The sequence below is a fragment of the Geitlerinema sp. PCC 9228 genome (assembly GCF_001870905.1).
Taxonomy (GTDB): Bacteria; Cyanobacteriota; Cyanobacteriia; order Cyanobacteriales; family PCC-9228; genus PCC-9228.
Genome location: NZ_LNDC01000103.1, coordinates 1 through 14,502 on the forward strand (window position 1 = coordinate 1; position 14,502 = coordinate 14,502).

The window sequence follows — 14,502 nt, forward strand, 5'->3', positions numbered from 1 at the left end:
AAAATTCTATCATTGTCACGGATAAATGGGTATAGTAGGGTGGGCATTGCCCACCCTACTTGATGGTGGCTGCCAGATTGCCCTCTGTACAATGAAATGGTATGACCACTGCCACTCACCGAAACATTCTGTAGCTTGTTGTTTTGGTTTTGGGAATGAGAAGGAGAGGACTCAGCCATGGAACCCACATCACCGTCGCTTCGATTCTATAAAATTCTATCATTGTCACGGATTAATGGGTAGCAGTTCGCTGGTTTGACATTAGAAAAGAGCGATCGCTCTCTCCAGACAACAACTTGCAAAACATCTAATTTTGACCTTTAAACCTATATATTCTTATTAAAATTAGTGCGAAATGAACAAGCACGGACGCTTTCCCCTATGCTTTGACAAGCTCAGCACAAGTATTTTCTGAATTGCCCGATTGTCTTCTATACTGGAACCGGAGAAAAGAACAAAATGGGACATTCAACCGTGGCAAAATTTGTAGGTATCTTACCGCCCTGGGTGGTTCTCGACCCTTGGTTAAAACAGTGGTTGGCAGAAGATATTGGTCGCGGCGATCGCACCACGCAAGGTCTATTTGCCCACACCGCCATCCCCACCGGCAAAGCCACCTTGATAGCCAAACAAGCCGGTGTCATCGCCGGATTGCCCCTGGTGGAACGGTTGTTTTTCCTGCTCGACCCACCAACCCAAGTGCAATTTTTGGTAGAAGAGGGCAGTTGGTGCAAATCGGGAACCGCGATCGCGCAAATACAAGGAAACTTAGATACCTTACTCACCGGCGAACGAGCAGCCCTCAACACCGCCATGTATCTCAGCGGCATTGCCACCGAAACCCGTCAATATGTCGATGCCATCCAAGATTTTTCCACGCAACTGGTAGACACGCGCAAAACCACCCCTGGCTTGCGTATCTTGGATAAATATGCCACCCAAGTAGGCGGTGCCCAAAATCATCGTATGGGTCTCGACGATGCCGTCATGGTCAAAGACAATCATATAGCCGCTGCTGGCAGCATTTCCGAAGCGATCGCGCGTTTGCGAGCCACCATTCCCTATCCTCTGACCATTGAAGTGGAAACCGAAACCATCTCCCAAGTACAAGAAGCCATCCAGCACCATGCCGATATTATCATGTTAGATAATATGAGCCTCCCCGACATGCAAAAAGCGATCGCGATAATTCGTCAAACACAACCTACGGTTAGCGAAGTCAAAGCACGCCCCATCAAAATCGAAGCTTCCGGCAACATCACCCTCGACAATATCCGCGACGTAGCAGCCACCGGCGTTGACTACATTTCCACCAGTGCCTTGGTGACCAAAGCCAGTTGGTTGGATTTGAGTATGGCGATCGAATAATTGCAGGGACAGAAGAGAGGGAAAATATTAATGCTGTCCGTAGCTTACCCCATTGAGTATGCTTACTTGGAAATAAAATGTGTCCAGAGATCGCCATCTGGCATACAAGTTCGACGGATTAAATTGTAAGAATAATGCACGTATTTGCCACTTAAATCGGTGCGGTAACCACCTGGAAACCACTCCCCATACGGATCGTGAACGAAAAATCCCTTATCGTCATACCCCGCCAACACTACAATGTGACCGAATTGCGTAAAATAACCGTGAACCACCGCCGGTTTTTCATCGGCTACCCAGTCTTTTGCATCTTCAATGGTACCGCTAATGACAAAATTATCCCGCGCACCGTAGTCTCGGACAATTTGTGCCAAATCTTCGGGTTGGTGACGGCTGTAGCCGCGGTTAATCGCATATTCGTAGAGTTCGTCTTCGTACTGGCCGTAGTTGCTTTTTCGGGGGATTTGCAAGTATTCCAAGCACATGGCTAAGGAAGTGACATTACAAGCTCCCGTGGGATTGTAATAATTATCTAATTGAGATTTATAAGGAATAGATAGCTTGACACTGGCGGATTTGGGTTTGGGATGGATGCGATCGCTTCCCGCATATAACTCAACATGCCCGCCAAAAGCATACCAAACTTTACTATCTAAAAACGATTCGTTTCTGAAAGTGACGCGAAAATGCTTGCTGCGGGATTGTTCGTAAGCCACTAACTCGAACTCGTTCCCAGCAGCGACGCTTTGTTTTTCCGAATCTTCCAAAGCCGAAGAATCGATGGGTTTGGCTTTAAAAACCGTATCTTTCACCACCTTCAAAGTGAGATTGCTCGCCGAGAGTTCTTCTTTGCTGGCGTTGAGCAATTTTTTCGCCGTTTCCGACCCGAGAAAACCAGGTTCGCCGCAATCCAAAAGTCGCTGAAACCGTTCCAAAGCCGAGGTGGATACCGGACCAAAAATCCCGTCAATTGGTGGGTCCAACAATCCCAACTCGTTGAGTCTTTGTTGGATTTGACGGGTTAGTTCTTCATCCGCTGCAATCTGGTTGGTATCGTAACGGCGATCGCTATCTACAAAATCTTGCAGTTCCATGACCAACAGCCTCATTAATTGTTGGAATATAGTCCTAATTGTAGCAAATCCAGCCAAACAAAAATAAATCTTGCTATCCACCTGCAAAAAAGGCGAAGATAGCAAGATTTCGGCAACCAAACCCCGACAAAATCTTAGAAATTCAACTTCAGCATCGCTACAGAATTGGCTGGGAATTCACCCGTCGAACTGCCACCACAGAAGGCTTTGGCGGCTGGTTAACTTGCTTATCCGGCCAGTTAGAACCTATTGGTACGGTACGTTGTTGGGAAAATTCTTCGCCGGTGGTAGTACGAAGCGTAAATTGACGGGTTTCGGTGGCCCCATCTCGGCGGATGCCATTGTCGGCCCCGGGATGCTGAATTGCTAAAAATAGAGTTTGCTGGTCTGGCGAGAACATGGGACCGCAAGTTTCGCATTCCATAGGTGCGATCGCAAATAAGTAAGCATTGCCCGCTTGCGGACCGGAAGCTGCTACCATCCAAATGGAGTTGTTGCCAAAGACACCGCGGCGGTGTTCGGCATTGGGGGTATTTTGTTTGCTGGTGGAAATGTCCGTCACCATCCAAACGTTACCGGCTTTATCCAACTCTAAGTTATCGGGATTGGAAAAACCAGCACCGCCATCTGCCGGTTCGCCACCCATGGCAAGCATTTCCCACGTAAAGGTCATGGAAGCCGGATCGTTGTTGTCTTCTTTGAGTTTCATAATCCAGCCATGTTCCCAAGCTTGCTGGTCTTTGGCGGAGAAGACTTGCTTGTCAGGGCCGCCGTCACCACCGGGGGAACCGGAGGTAAAGGCAATGTACAGGGTACCGTCTTCGCTGATATCCGTATCTTCCGGACGTGCGGTACAGCTGGCACCGGCAGCATTGGCGGCAAAGTGAGCATCAATTAAGATGGCTCCTTGTTTTTCCATATCGCTACCAGCATACAAATCTCCCAAAGTCCGAAAACGACGTTGGAATGCTTTGGCTTCGGCATCGCTGGTGGCTTTAAAAATGCCGCCTTCCGGGCGTTTCGGAAAAGTAACCATACCGCCGTGGACGCTACTGGGCATTACGGGATTCACCGGTGTATCGGCTTTTAGGGGAATCCAGCGACCGCGTCCATTGGATTCAAATAAGGCAGCATACAGCATGCCATCTTCCATGAGGCGGGAATTGGCTTTGTCTTTGGGATTTTGAACTTTACCTTTGCTGACAAATTTGTAAACGTGACCGCCGCGGCGATCGCATCCGGAATAGACGGCTAAGGGTTGGCCGGACATGGCATTCACTGCCACTGCTTCGTGGCGAAAACGCCCCAGCCAGGTGTGCTTGGTTCCGTAATCTTGCGGATTGGCGGGATCTACTTCTACCATGTAGCCATATTTGTTGCCTGCCAAACCTAAGGGATTGCCGCGACCATCCACAGCTCCTTCGTTGATAATAAATGGGGAAGCACTGGGGTCGAAGGAGGAACCATCTGGCATGACGGGTTCGTGGACTTGGTCTTGGAAGTTTTCTTCCGCACTCATCACAGTTCCCCAGGGAGTGGTCCCGCCAGCACAGTTTTGGATGGTGCCGATGATGCGTTCGTTGAGACCATCGTCGTACCCCATTTTGTTGGATTTGCGGAAAACGGCTGTGGCAGCACCGGTGGCACGTAGGTATCTGCCGTCTTCCAAACCGGAGATGCCAGTAATGCGGCGATCGCTTTTTGAATAAGTACGTTCCCACTTGCCGTTGGCGTTGCGACGGATAGAAATCACGCCAATGCCTTGGTCGATGAGGGCTTCTTTACTAATTTCTAAAATTTCGGCTTTGAGAGGATCGCCAGCGGCGAGTACCCACGCATCGATGGTGCCCCCATTTTTTGCAGCAGCAGCTTTCACCGCATCAAAGGGCAGCGATTTGCCAATGACCGGGGCATAGGTTTGCATCCAGGTTTTGCCACTGATGTATTCAAAGTTAATGGTGAGAAAGCCTTCGTTAGGGCTGGTTTCGATAAAAGATAAATAATCGTTGTTATATCCAAAGCGAGAATCGGCCAGGCGATCGCCCCAGGAACCAATAATATCGTAAGTAAATCCTTCCGGTAAAACGATATCGTCGATGACTTCAAAGGTAGCAAATTGCTGGGGTTGCTCGCTGGGGGGAACGTTTTCGTATTCTAAAGGAATGGGACTGCGAACGGGGGAAAAACTCAAGCGATCGCTTGTGGCAGCGTTGGCATCGGCAAAGGGCATGGCTAGTTTGCTACCATTGCTGCCAGTCGGTAGCGAACCAATGCTCATGGTGACGGCACTCGCACCGAGAAATTGGAGAAAATGTCTGCGCTTAATTCTCATAAAAGATGGTTTGGAACCCAGAAAAGCTTTATCTTTTCTTTACACTAGAAGAGAATTTTTATAAGAAGGTTAAGTAATTATTAAAATTTTTTTATTGAGTTTTATTAAGTTAAGTCGGGCATGGGAGCTTGGGAAAAAACAATTCATACAGAATCCGATATAGATCAACCGCGAAAGCGTAGCAATTTCCTGTAGGGGTAATCCCCCATGGTTGCCCCCTACAGGAAATTGTGATTTTTGTATATCAGATTGGAATTGTTGCATTTTTCGATTTCCCACGCTCAGCAATTTTCCATGCTCCCAATCTCGGTACGCTACTGTTTGCGAAAATGAATTCGGTGGTTCACCATGGTTATACCGCCACCGCGTACGATCGCCCCAGAAACCCAGTATGTATTCTCGACTACTGTAGCGCGTCCAACTTTGTACAATCCGCCCGCTGGTAGCAATTCCAAATCGAAGCTAGTCGGCTGTAGGTATTTGTCAGAAAGCACGGATTCGTCGAAAGCAGTGCCGGCAAGCTTATCCTCTCTCAAAGGTTCTTCCACGATGACATCAAAATTGTAGGAACGCCCTACAGTAACCGTTTCGGGAACATTCACCGTTACCTGGGGAGGATTTTCTCCAGAGTACAAGTGGGTTTTTTCCGATAGAGTTTCCTGATAAGTAATTTGACCGTCTTGGTAAACTTGCCTGGAAACCACTGTTGCATCCAAACGAATGGTGCGCTCTTCCCGTTGCTGGCTGCCGGTGAGGTGGGTTCTGGTGGTGGCGACCAATCCTTCGTCGCTTTCTTCCCACGAAGTGAGTTCGGTTTCGTAGTTTAAATCGGAATATTGCTGCCACAGTTGGTTCAGCTTCTGTTGAAATTGAGCGCGGTCAAAACCGTCTTCGTGGCTAAAGTCGCTGCTGTAATATTGTATAACCGTTTCTAAATCGCCTTTGTTGGCAGCAGTTTCGATATTTTCAATTGCTTCTTTTAAGCGGTTGGGGGCTTCTTCTGGTGGTGCGGCATTCAGCGGCAAAGGCGCGATCGCACTAGCAGCCAAAGCGCCTGCTGTCAACCCCAATCGAGAGGAGCGACGGAAACGTTGGTACATTTGGAAAACGGAATTTTTTTGAAGAATCGCTGGCAAAAGGTGCATCATGGATACGTTCGTTCGATAGATTTCTTTGAAAGCGGGTTTGGCAAAGATACCATCCCGGTGCGTCATTTGGCTGCCATCTGGGAAGATTGGGGTCGCGAAAGGTTCCCAATTCCTATAAAATACCTATTATTAGGTATGTAACTATACCACCCGCGAACTATTGCCCCAAACGAACAACGGACAACCAATGACCAAGTAGGCATGGCGAGGGGACCTTCGATGAAACAAACGACTCGCTTATTAATTGCGGCTAGCGGCACGGGGGGGCATTTATTTCCCGCCCTGGCGGTAGCCAAGCAACTTCACAACTATCATATCGAATGGCTGGGCGTTCGCGATCGCTTGGAAACGAAACTGGTCGGTCCCCACTATCCGTTGCATACCATCAACGTGAGTGGATTGCAGCGTGGCTCGAAACTGGCAGCCGTGGGTACCCTGGCGCGATTGATTGCTGCCATTGCCACCTGCCGGCAACTGCTGCAAAAAGGGAATTTCCAAGGGGTTTTCACCACCGGTGGCTACATTGCCGCTCCCAGCATCCTAGCCGCCCGCTCTTTAGGATTACCCGCTATTTTACACGAATCCAACGCTTTACCCGGAAAAGTAACCCGTTGGCTCAGTCCCTGGTGCAGCGTGGTGGGATTGGGATTTGGTACGGCAGCTCAGTATTTACCCCGCGCCAAAACTGTCTTGGTGGGAACTCCCGTGCGTCCGGAATTTACCGTTTCCCAACCGTTACAATTGGATCTTCCCGCCGGTGTCCCCCTGATTGTGGTTATGGGAGGTTCCCAAGGGGCCGTGGCAGTCAACGAACTGGTGCGTCAGTGCGCGCCGGCTTGGTTTCAAGCGGGTGCTTGGGTGGTTCATTTAACCGGCAGCAACGATACCAACGCCGATAGTTTGCAGCATCCTCAATATATATCCATGCCTTTTTACGATGACATGGCTGCCTTGCTCCAGCGTGCCGATTTAGCCATTAGCCGCGCCGGTGCCGGCACCTTGGCGGAATTAGCCCTTGCAGCTACCCCCTCTGTCTTAATTCCCTATCCCTATGCCGCCGAAGACCATCAAGCCTACAATGCTGCGGTCTTTGCCGGTGTGGGGGCCGCCATTGTGCTGCGTCAGGGAGAACTAACCACCGAAACCCTACAAGACAAGGTTTTGCAACTATTGCAGGTGCCGGAGCAGTTGCAAACCATGGCAGACAACGTCACCAAACTATCGGTTGCCGATGGTGGCGAACAGATGGCCGGTTTGATTCGGGAAACCTTAGAAAAACCGTAGCAGCATCTATTTGGCTACTTCGCTAAGTTCGATAATCCGTTCGCTGGCATCTTTGACCAAGAAGTTCAAGGGGTCGTCGGTGCGAATTTTATATTTAACCCCGTTCAGCTGCACTTCCATTAAAATTTTTTCCAAACAATCCCGGTCGAAGCAAACGTGGCGGTGGCGATTCTTTTTGCCAAAGTTCGCACCGGAGATAACGTGCAGTTGAGTGTTTTTCTTCAATTGATACCAAAGACCGTCGGGGGTATCCAGATTGCGGGTACTGGCACCGCCAAAGTCCGTTGCCGACAGATACAGCGGATCGACACCAGCGGCTCCCACGGTTTGCTCGTAATTGTAATAATAGTGCAGGGGAACGTCTGCCGGCGGCAGTTGGAGCATGCCTTCGTAAAACTGGCGGGCGGTTTCCAAATCCGATACCATGACTGTATGCACTTTCGGGGCACTGGTCAAAAACATCCACATGGCACCGCCATAAGCTACCAGCAACATGACCATGATGCCCTGGGTGGAAAACAGACTATCCAGGGGCAAACCAGAGAAAAATCCCGCCAGTAGCGGTTCTATTTCCCCTACTGGCAAAGAAAAACCATCGAGCGCCGAAAATGCGTGCAATCCTAAAACCATGTACGTTATCCCAAACCGAACTTACGGCTAAAAAAAATTATAAAGAGAACGACCAGCAACCACAAGGCGATCCTACAAGCCGCTACGAATGTTATCTGGTTTTTTGCCGCGATCGCCCTGTTTGAGAAAATCAGCCAGCGATCGAAATCCCGCAATTCCAGAAAAAACCGTTCTTTGCCTTGTAGGTCAACATCAGGTTGCTTTTCTCCTATTCTATCCTTTTTAACAGTTTTTCCCAGCTTCTAGCACACCCCGCGCCAACTGTTCGGTTCGTGGCTTTTTACCAGCTGCTTGCCATTGGGGAAATTTCACCTGCGAGACCCCCAATTCCATGTCAATACGGAGAACAAATTACGACCCCCCTACCAAGGCAATTGGGAAATTCCTAACAATCGCTGTTTTTTAAAATAGCATGAGTTCGCTTATTCTGTTATGTCAGATTTTCTCACAAAGATTTGTACGGATTCTCGCTTGTTTTTTTGGACTTTTGACTGATACCAATCTTGCTTGTAACGCCTTCCGCCCCTGGTTTTTGTTGTTTCTAAAGGGGTATCGGTGCTTTGAGAAGCAAAATATACAATTGCGCAAGGTTGAAAATTTTGAAACGGAGACTTTTGTAATAAAGGAGATGATTGGTTTTGCACGTTCACATGCCTGAAAATCTGAGAACTTTGGTTGCCATTAACTAACGCCCAAAAAGGATACTCAAACGATGTATTTTTAAAATCCAAACCAACCTGTTGACAGGAAGAGGAGCGAACGATCGCGGCAGATTCCATATATAATTCTGTACGATCCGGTTGGGTACGAAAATATTGTTCGGCTCTGGATACTGCCAAAATACTATTTTCTCCCCATAGGGGTCTGACAGAATTGTGAACGATCCAAGGAGAGGAAAAAACCAGTAACAAAATAGCGGCAATATCGACAATTCTACGATTCAAGGAATGCGATAAAACCACACCCACAAACCCAGCATAGAGGATAAATATCGGCAAATGGAGCCGACATCGCGGTAAAGACCAGGTCAAAAGTGCGCAAAACAGTAAAAAACACCCAGTAACGACCAGTGCATAAGCAAACAGTAGGGGACGTTTTGGCAATCGAAAATTAATCGCCATCAATCCCAAGGCTAAAAATATTATCAGTAAATGAACGGGATTGCCAGCGGCATCTTCGTTAAAAGAAATACTGGGAACGAAGAATTTAGGATATTTAGAACTCATTAAAGCAGGGTCGTTAATATCTACCCCCAAAACATTATGAAAAATCCGAATCACTTTTTCCGCTATACCTGTCATGGGGGTAATCCACCCATCGAGGCGCAGATACCGAATGAAATCCGCATGTAAAGCCAGTTGTTTGAGAACGTTAGAAATCAAAATTCTCGGACCAAAGGCATTTATCGTTTCTTCTCCAGGAACACCTAGAGGAGAACCAAAAACCAAAACATTGCGAACATAATGTCCCAAATTTAACAGAATTGCGATCGCCGATACAGAAACAATGGGTTGCCAAACTTTCCATCGGTAGTGTTGAATTCCCCACACTGCCAACCAAAGACAAACAGGAAACGCATAAATATAGGCTGTTCCTTTGCTTAAAATAGCCAGCCCCAAACTAGTTCCCAATCTCACTATATTGAGAGTATGAACTCCCTGACGAAACGTGAGTAGTGCAAAATAAGCCAAACAGACCATCCAAAAAGCAACAACCAGGTCGTTATTTGTGCTTGACCCCTGCAAAATGCCCATGGGAATGGTGGCACAAAAAATCGCTGAGAGAATTTGCCCTTGCCGGTGGGCACCAAGTTCTTGAGCAATTAAAGAAACTCCTACAAGGGAGCCTAGCATAGCAAACCATTGGATCGAGGCAGCCAAGCGATCGCTTTGGGTTAATATCTGCAAATGCGCGATCGCAAACTCCGACCATGGATTTTGATATAGTTGAAAGATATTCTGAGTAGGATAGTGAGCTATGCTATGATTCTGAATCCAGTGAACCACCCGAGGTAAATGATACTCCATGGAATCAGAATGGTTGGGCGCAGCAACAAACGCCACCATCCCAATGCCGAGAACGGTTAAAAAAATCCCCAAAATTTCCAGGTTGCCGGTAATCGAAAGCTGGCGAATGGAATAGGAAACTTTCTGGGGAAGCTGGAAAGGATTGTATTTTCCCTGGGAACGTCCTTGCAGGTAAATGGCAATTAAGAAAGCATCTACTAGGAACCATAAAAGTGCTACCCCAGCAAACCCAAACAGGTGAAAAATACTGAGACTTTCCGTAATAATGGTTAAGAGAACTCCCCAAACCCAGCTAGCATCTAGCAAAGATTTCCGCCAACCCATCTGCACTTGTTTGATAACCAGAAAGATGAGCGCCAACGCCGCAATAGGAAGCAAACTAAATAAAAGAAATAACATGGCCATCAAAAAGGTTAAAATCGATTGACTTCAAACAGAAGCAATAGGAAAAACGCCCTATCAATCCCCCTATAAAGAGAAACGGCATCGTGCATTTCGTAGTCGATCCATTTCGGTTTTGGTATCTATTGGATGCTCAAAAATCAACCAAATATTTTTTGACGGCGCATCCAGCGGAAAATAAAGTAGGCAACTCCCATAGCTACCAACAAACCAAAGAGTTTCTTAATTTTGCCACTGTGAATATCTAGCAGCAGGCTGGTTTTCGCCACAAGACCGGGTTCGCCAATGGTTTCTAGGGTTTTTCTTTCGATAGGTAATACTTCCCAAGTTGCACCGCCATCGGTAGAGCGGTAAATGTCCGTGCGGGCAGACCCAAAACCAAAAATTGTATTATCTTCGGCGTAGTTAGGAGAAAATTGCAAAGCTTTGCCAGCCGAAGGTACGTTGTCCAAACGCGCAAAAGCGAGCTTTCCCCGATAAACGTTGGTAAAGTTGCTGCCGCCATCGGTACTTTTGAACAAACCTTTTCCGCGTATACTGATTATGAGGGTTTGGTCTTGACTGTAATTGGGAGAAATCGCGATCGCTTCTACATAAGGATTGTCTCCATAAGCAGAACGAACCACTTTTGCCCAAGTCTTGCCACCATCGGTGGTGCGATAGAGACCAGTGCGCGTACCTACCCAGAGGGTAGCATCTTGGGGAAATCCAGGAGAAATGGCCAACTGCAAGCTAGCCGCTGTTTCGAGAGGCGTCCCTGCCGTTAACAGTTCCCATGTTGCCCCTGCATCCATACTTTTGTAAACCCCTTGTTTCCCTGAAGTAAAGAGCGTCTGGTCTTCAGCAAAGGTAGGAGAAACAACGGTAGAGGGAGAATCGTTGCCTGGTTGCGGTGGACCGGATTCGGCAATCATCTCAAAGGATTTCCCGCCGTTGGTAGAACGAAAAACCACGCCTTTTTGATTCATGCTGAAAACGGTGCGATCTTGCTCGAATGCGGGGGAATACGTAAGACTAACCCCTCGTACCCCTGGTTCTAGCTGTTGGATGGACCAGCGATCGCCACCATTGCTCGATCGTAAAATTTTATTGTATAAAATCGAGAGCAGGATGTTTTCATCCCGGGCATAGGTAGAAGATAGTTCGATATCAAAAAAGCGACGGGGGTCTTGCTCGATACCATCTTGACGCTGGGCCAGGACCTTACGTGTAAAAAGGGGTAACCAAAGATTCTGGTTAATGGCTTGCCAGCGATCGCCCCCATCATGACTTATATAAGCCTCCCCCACATAGGTAGCTACGACAACGGTTTTATCTTCTGCATAGGCGGGAGACACTGCCATATCGATAACCGTTCCCAACGATAGGGTTTCCAACTGCTGCCATTGCTGACCGCCGTTCGTACTGCGAAACAATCCGGCAAAGGCACCCAGAAACACCGTTCCATCTTCGGAAAAAGTATTGGAAACTTCCAAATCTTCAAACTGCGGCACTTCCCATTCATCTGCCTGGGGTTCTGGTTCCAATCCTTCTGATAGATTGACCCAGGTTTGCTCGTCCGTTTGCCACTGCCAGTATCCTTGCTCCCAACTAGAGGCTAACAGAGTTCCATTTGCCAGCAACTGCACATCCTGCACTCGCCGATCCGACAGTCCTTCATTCATGGGAGAAAAGGATTGTCCGCCATCGGTGGTGCGATAGACGCCGGCTTCCCCGGTAGCGATGAAGAAGGTTTGGCTGTTGGCAAAGTCATTTGCGATCGCGATTTGATTGACCGAACCCACATCCGATGGGGAATTGACCTGATTCCAGCTTGTTCCGCGATCTTCAGAACGCCAGATTTGACCGTTTTCGTCTCCTAACAAGATGGGATTGGAACCGTCAGATGCGATCGCTATTGCCGTGGCTGGCAAGTCCTGGCGAACCAGTTCCCAACCTTCGCCACCATTTTCGCTTCTATAGAGTTTGCCGGTTTTGGTGTGAGCAAATACCAAATTGGCATCGGCAGGGGAGGATACCACCCAGGTAATTTCGAGATCGTCGATTCCTGTATTCACCGAACCCCAGGTGTCTCCTGCGTCATCAGAGCGGTAAATCCCATCGCCAGGTGCTGCCGTGTAGAGAACGCGAGGATTGGCGGCGGAGTTGGTTAAGCTTTGCAAACCGTTGTGGTTGTCCAGACCGTTGGATAAGCGTTGCCAAGTTTCGCCGCCATCTTGAGAGCGGAAAAGGCTACTGCGAACCAAAATATAAACGGTTTGGTCTTGGTTGTATGTGGGAGAAACCACGACCTGGGAAACCACATCATGGGGACGGTGAGCGTAGGCAGCTTCTCCTCCTGCCACCAAACTACCTAGAAGTACCGTCAGGGAAAAACTCAGTGTAAGTACCCATGAAAATATGTTTGCTATAGACGGTCGCTGCATAAAACTAATGTAAATATATTTTGCTATAAAATGTTACGCCTCAATATCAACACAGCCAGATTGAACTGTCAAGATAATGAGTATTTTGGTGCTTGAAGATTTTTAACAGCGATCGCTTTTAAGCAAATACGTAGGTATTTGCCCGCAGAACTGGCAGCCGCAAACACAGAAAAAGGGGTCTTGCCGGGGCAGCTACAAGTGTACTGTCCCTAGGTTTTCCTGGTTTCGATCGCAGAAATTTTCGATCCATTTCTAAAAAACAATGATTTTCCAAAATTTTTTCATTGCCCTAGCAGGGTGGCAACACGCGAGTACCCATACAAAAATACGCCGATTATCTATTGCAAACTTTAAAAAATGGTATTCCGGTGCACGCTCTCGGAGACAATGGAACGTCGATCTGGATATATCCAATAAAACAAAAATCCCACAAATAGAATTCGTGGGATTTTCAACTTTTGCAATTCGCTAGCAAGCACTCATAGTTATCCGCACTGCCAAAACCCAATTGTGAAGGTTGGTATCTGAAACTCTAGCTACTTGCCTGGCTGGCTTTCAAATTTTCTTTCATAGAAGCAAAGACCTTCTCAAATTCTACCGGCTTGCTCATAAAATCATTGGCACCTACCATTCGAGCGCGAACCCGGTCAACCATGCCATCTCTGCCAGTCAGAATCACCACCGGAATATCTTTGAGAGCCTCTACCCGTCGAATTTGCGAACAAACTTCGTATCCGTTGGCAACTGGCATCACCAAATCCAAAAAAATCAAGTCGGGTTTGCTTTCCAACAGAGTCGGCAAAGCCTGCACGGAGTCTTGAATTCCCACAAACCGACAGCCGGCTTTGGTCACGATTTGCTCCATCTGTTTGAGAACTTCCGGAGTATCATCGATACAAGCGATCGACGGTTTGGGTTTGGCTGTTTTTTTGGCTTTGGGTTTGACTGGTGTGGTAGCACTGGGTAAATCGGCTACCTCCTTCAGTTTAATAATCCCTTTTTGAATCAAAGGCAGCAGAGATTTCCCCAAACGCCACAACTCTTTTTGAGTAGCTGCCGCCAAATCCCGCAAGGAACGCTGACCATCAATGACTTTAACCAATACCTGATAGGTAGTGGGGGCTGTAGCTTGTTGTAGTTTATCCTTATGGAGAATAACGGGGGCACAATCGGGGGAAATTTGACTCAATCCCGCAGCATGCCAAGCTTGTTGCGTTTCTTCGCTATGGGGCAATACTTGCCGCGGTAGCACCAACCCTGACATCAGGGTGGCTACTTTATCCAATCCCCCTTCTGGGGAAGCGTTGTAGATAACCGCTTGGGAAGCTTCTTGATATAAGATGTCAAAAAGCACCTCTTGACAATTGCGGGCTACTAATGATTTAATTTGTTCTTGACTGATTTTTCCTTGGCGGGAAGCGGCGCGCAAAATTTGATAGCAGGGTAGCTCGGAGCTTTCCGCTTCTAATTGAGCAAAATCGGACAAAGCTACCTGGGGGCAAGTCTGCTGCCAAATTCTACGGAAACGGCGATTGGGATGTTTGCCACCAACTGCCCAAACCAAGCGACCCAGGCAAAAGAGAAGGGTCCAGCTTTCCTGGTTGGAAACGACATCTAATTTCCCGGTAAATCCTTCGCTGGCGCGTTTTTCCAGCTGCCAAGGAAGTTTTTGGGTAGCTTGTTCGTGGGGATTCATGGTTTGTGGCATTTGGTTGCTTGCGAAGTCGGTAGTGTGCATGGCTTCAATCGGCTCGAAAGGCAGTGGACAAAAATGAGAGAAAGGAAAAAATT

At 47.8% G+C, this 14,502-nt stretch carries 9 protein-coding genes; 2 read left to right on the forward strand and 7 right to left on the reverse strand.

Annotated elements, in window-relative coordinates:
- Positions 1 to 459 precede the first annotated feature (459 nt).
- Positions 460 to 1,368 (forward strand): carboxylating nicotinate-nucleotide diphosphorylase, encoded by a 909-nt coding sequence (gene nadC, locus AS151_RS10485; RefSeq protein ID WP_071517007.1) that lies wholly within the window; start codon positions 460 to 462, stop codon positions 1,366 to 1,368.
- Positions 1,369 to 1,430: 62 nt separating this feature from the next.
- Here nadC and AS151_RS10490 read toward each other — a convergent pair whose 3' ends face one another.
- From AS151_RS10490 to AS151_RS10500, 3 genes are all read right to left on the reverse strand, one after another.
- Positions 1,431 to 2,462: a C39 family peptidase gene (locus AS151_RS10490; protein WP_071517069.1), complete on the reverse strand. Its 1,032-nt coding sequence runs from the start codon at positions 2,460 to 2,462 to the stop codon at positions 1,431 to 1,433.
- A 157-nt stretch (positions 2,463 to 2,619) separates the two neighbouring features.
- Positions 2,620 to 4,794, reverse strand: a complete 2,175-nt coding sequence (locus AS151_RS10495; RefSeq protein WP_071517008.1) for an alkaline phosphatase PhoX — start codon at positions 4,792 to 4,794, stop codon at positions 2,620 to 2,622.
- A gap of 314 nt (positions 4,795 to 5,108) precedes the next feature.
- Positions 5,109 to 5,894 (reverse strand): nuclear transport factor 2 family protein, encoded by a 786-nt coding sequence (locus AS151_RS10500; protein WP_139240610.1) that lies wholly within the window; start codon positions 5,892 to 5,894, stop codon positions 5,109 to 5,111.
- A gap of 267 nt (positions 5,895 to 6,161) precedes the next feature.
- Between AS151_RS10500 and murG the strand changes: the two genes are divergently transcribed.
- The gene (gene murG, locus AS151_RS10505; RefSeq protein WP_084639509.1) at positions 6,162 to 7,226 is read left to right on the forward strand and encodes an undecaprenyldiphospho-muramoylpentapeptide beta-N-acetylglucosaminyltransferase; all 1,065 of its coding nucleotides are present in this window, start codon (positions 6,162 to 6,164) and stop codon (positions 7,224 to 7,226) included.
- A 6-nt stretch (positions 7,227 to 7,232) separates the two neighbouring features.
- Here murG and AS151_RS10510 read toward each other — a convergent pair whose 3' ends face one another.
- The 4 genes from AS151_RS10510 to AS151_RS10525 all read right to left on the reverse strand — a co-directional run bounded on the left by AS151_RS10510 (position 7,233) and on the right by AS151_RS10525 (position 14,449).
- Positions 7,233 to 7,856 (reverse strand): glyoxalase-like domain protein, encoded by a 624-nt coding sequence (locus tag AS151_RS10510; RefSeq protein ID WP_071517011.1) that lies wholly within the window; start codon positions 7,854 to 7,856, stop codon positions 7,233 to 7,235.
- 422 nt (positions 7,857 to 8,278) lie between these two features.
- Positions 8,279 to 10,282, reverse strand: a complete 2,004-nt coding sequence (locus AS151_RS10515) for a 4-amino-4-deoxy-L-arabinose transferase (RefSeq protein ID WP_139240611.1) — start codon at positions 10,280 to 10,282, stop codon at positions 8,279 to 8,281.
- 143 nt (positions 10,283 to 10,425) lie between these two features.
- Positions 10,426 to 12,630 carry a glycosyl hydrolase gene (locus AS151_RS10520; RefSeq protein ID WP_170861369.1) on the reverse strand — a complete coding sequence of 735 codons (2,205 nt, stop codon included), beginning with the start codon at positions 12,628 to 12,630 and terminating at the stop codon, positions 10,426 to 10,428.
- Positions 12,631 to 13,243: 613 nt separating this feature from the next.
- The gene (locus AS151_RS10525; RefSeq protein ID WP_084639510.1) at positions 13,244 to 14,449 is read right to left on the reverse strand and encodes a response regulator; all 1,206 of its coding nucleotides are present in this window, start codon (positions 14,447 to 14,449) and stop codon (positions 13,244 to 13,246) included.
- Between the last annotated feature and the right edge of the window lie 53 nt (positions 14,450 to 14,502).

Coding starts and splice junctions, on each gene's coding strand:
- AS151_RS10510 (WP_071517011.1), bottom strand. CDS start 7,856: ATGGTTTTAGGATTGCACGCATTTTCGGCGCTCGATGGTTTTTCTTTG.
- nadC (WP_071517007.1), top strand. CDS start 460: ATGGGACATTCAACCGTGGCAAAATTTGTAGGTATCTTACCGCCCTGG.
- AS151_RS10525 (WP_084639510.1), bottom strand. CDS start 14,449: ATGCACACTACCGACTTCGCAAGCAACCAAATGCCACAAACCATGAAT.
- AS151_RS10490 (WP_071517069.1), bottom strand. CDS start 2,462: ATGGAACTGCAAGATTTTGTAGATAGCGATCGCCGTTACGATACCAAC.
- AS151_RS10495 (WP_071517008.1), bottom strand. CDS start 4,794: ATGAGAATTAAGCGCAGACATTTTCTCCAATTTCTCGGTGCGAGTGCC.
- murG (WP_084639509.1), top strand. CDS start 6,162: ATGAAACAAACGACTCGCTTATTAATTGCGGCTAGCGGCACGGGGGGG.
- AS151_RS10515 (WP_139240611.1), bottom strand. CDS start 10,282: ATGTTATTTCTTTTATTTAGTTTGCTTCCTATTGCGGCGTTGGCGCTC.
- AS151_RS10500 (WP_139240610.1), bottom strand. CDS start 5,894: ATGTACCAACGTTTCCGTCGCTCCTCTCGATTGGGGTTGACAGCAGGC.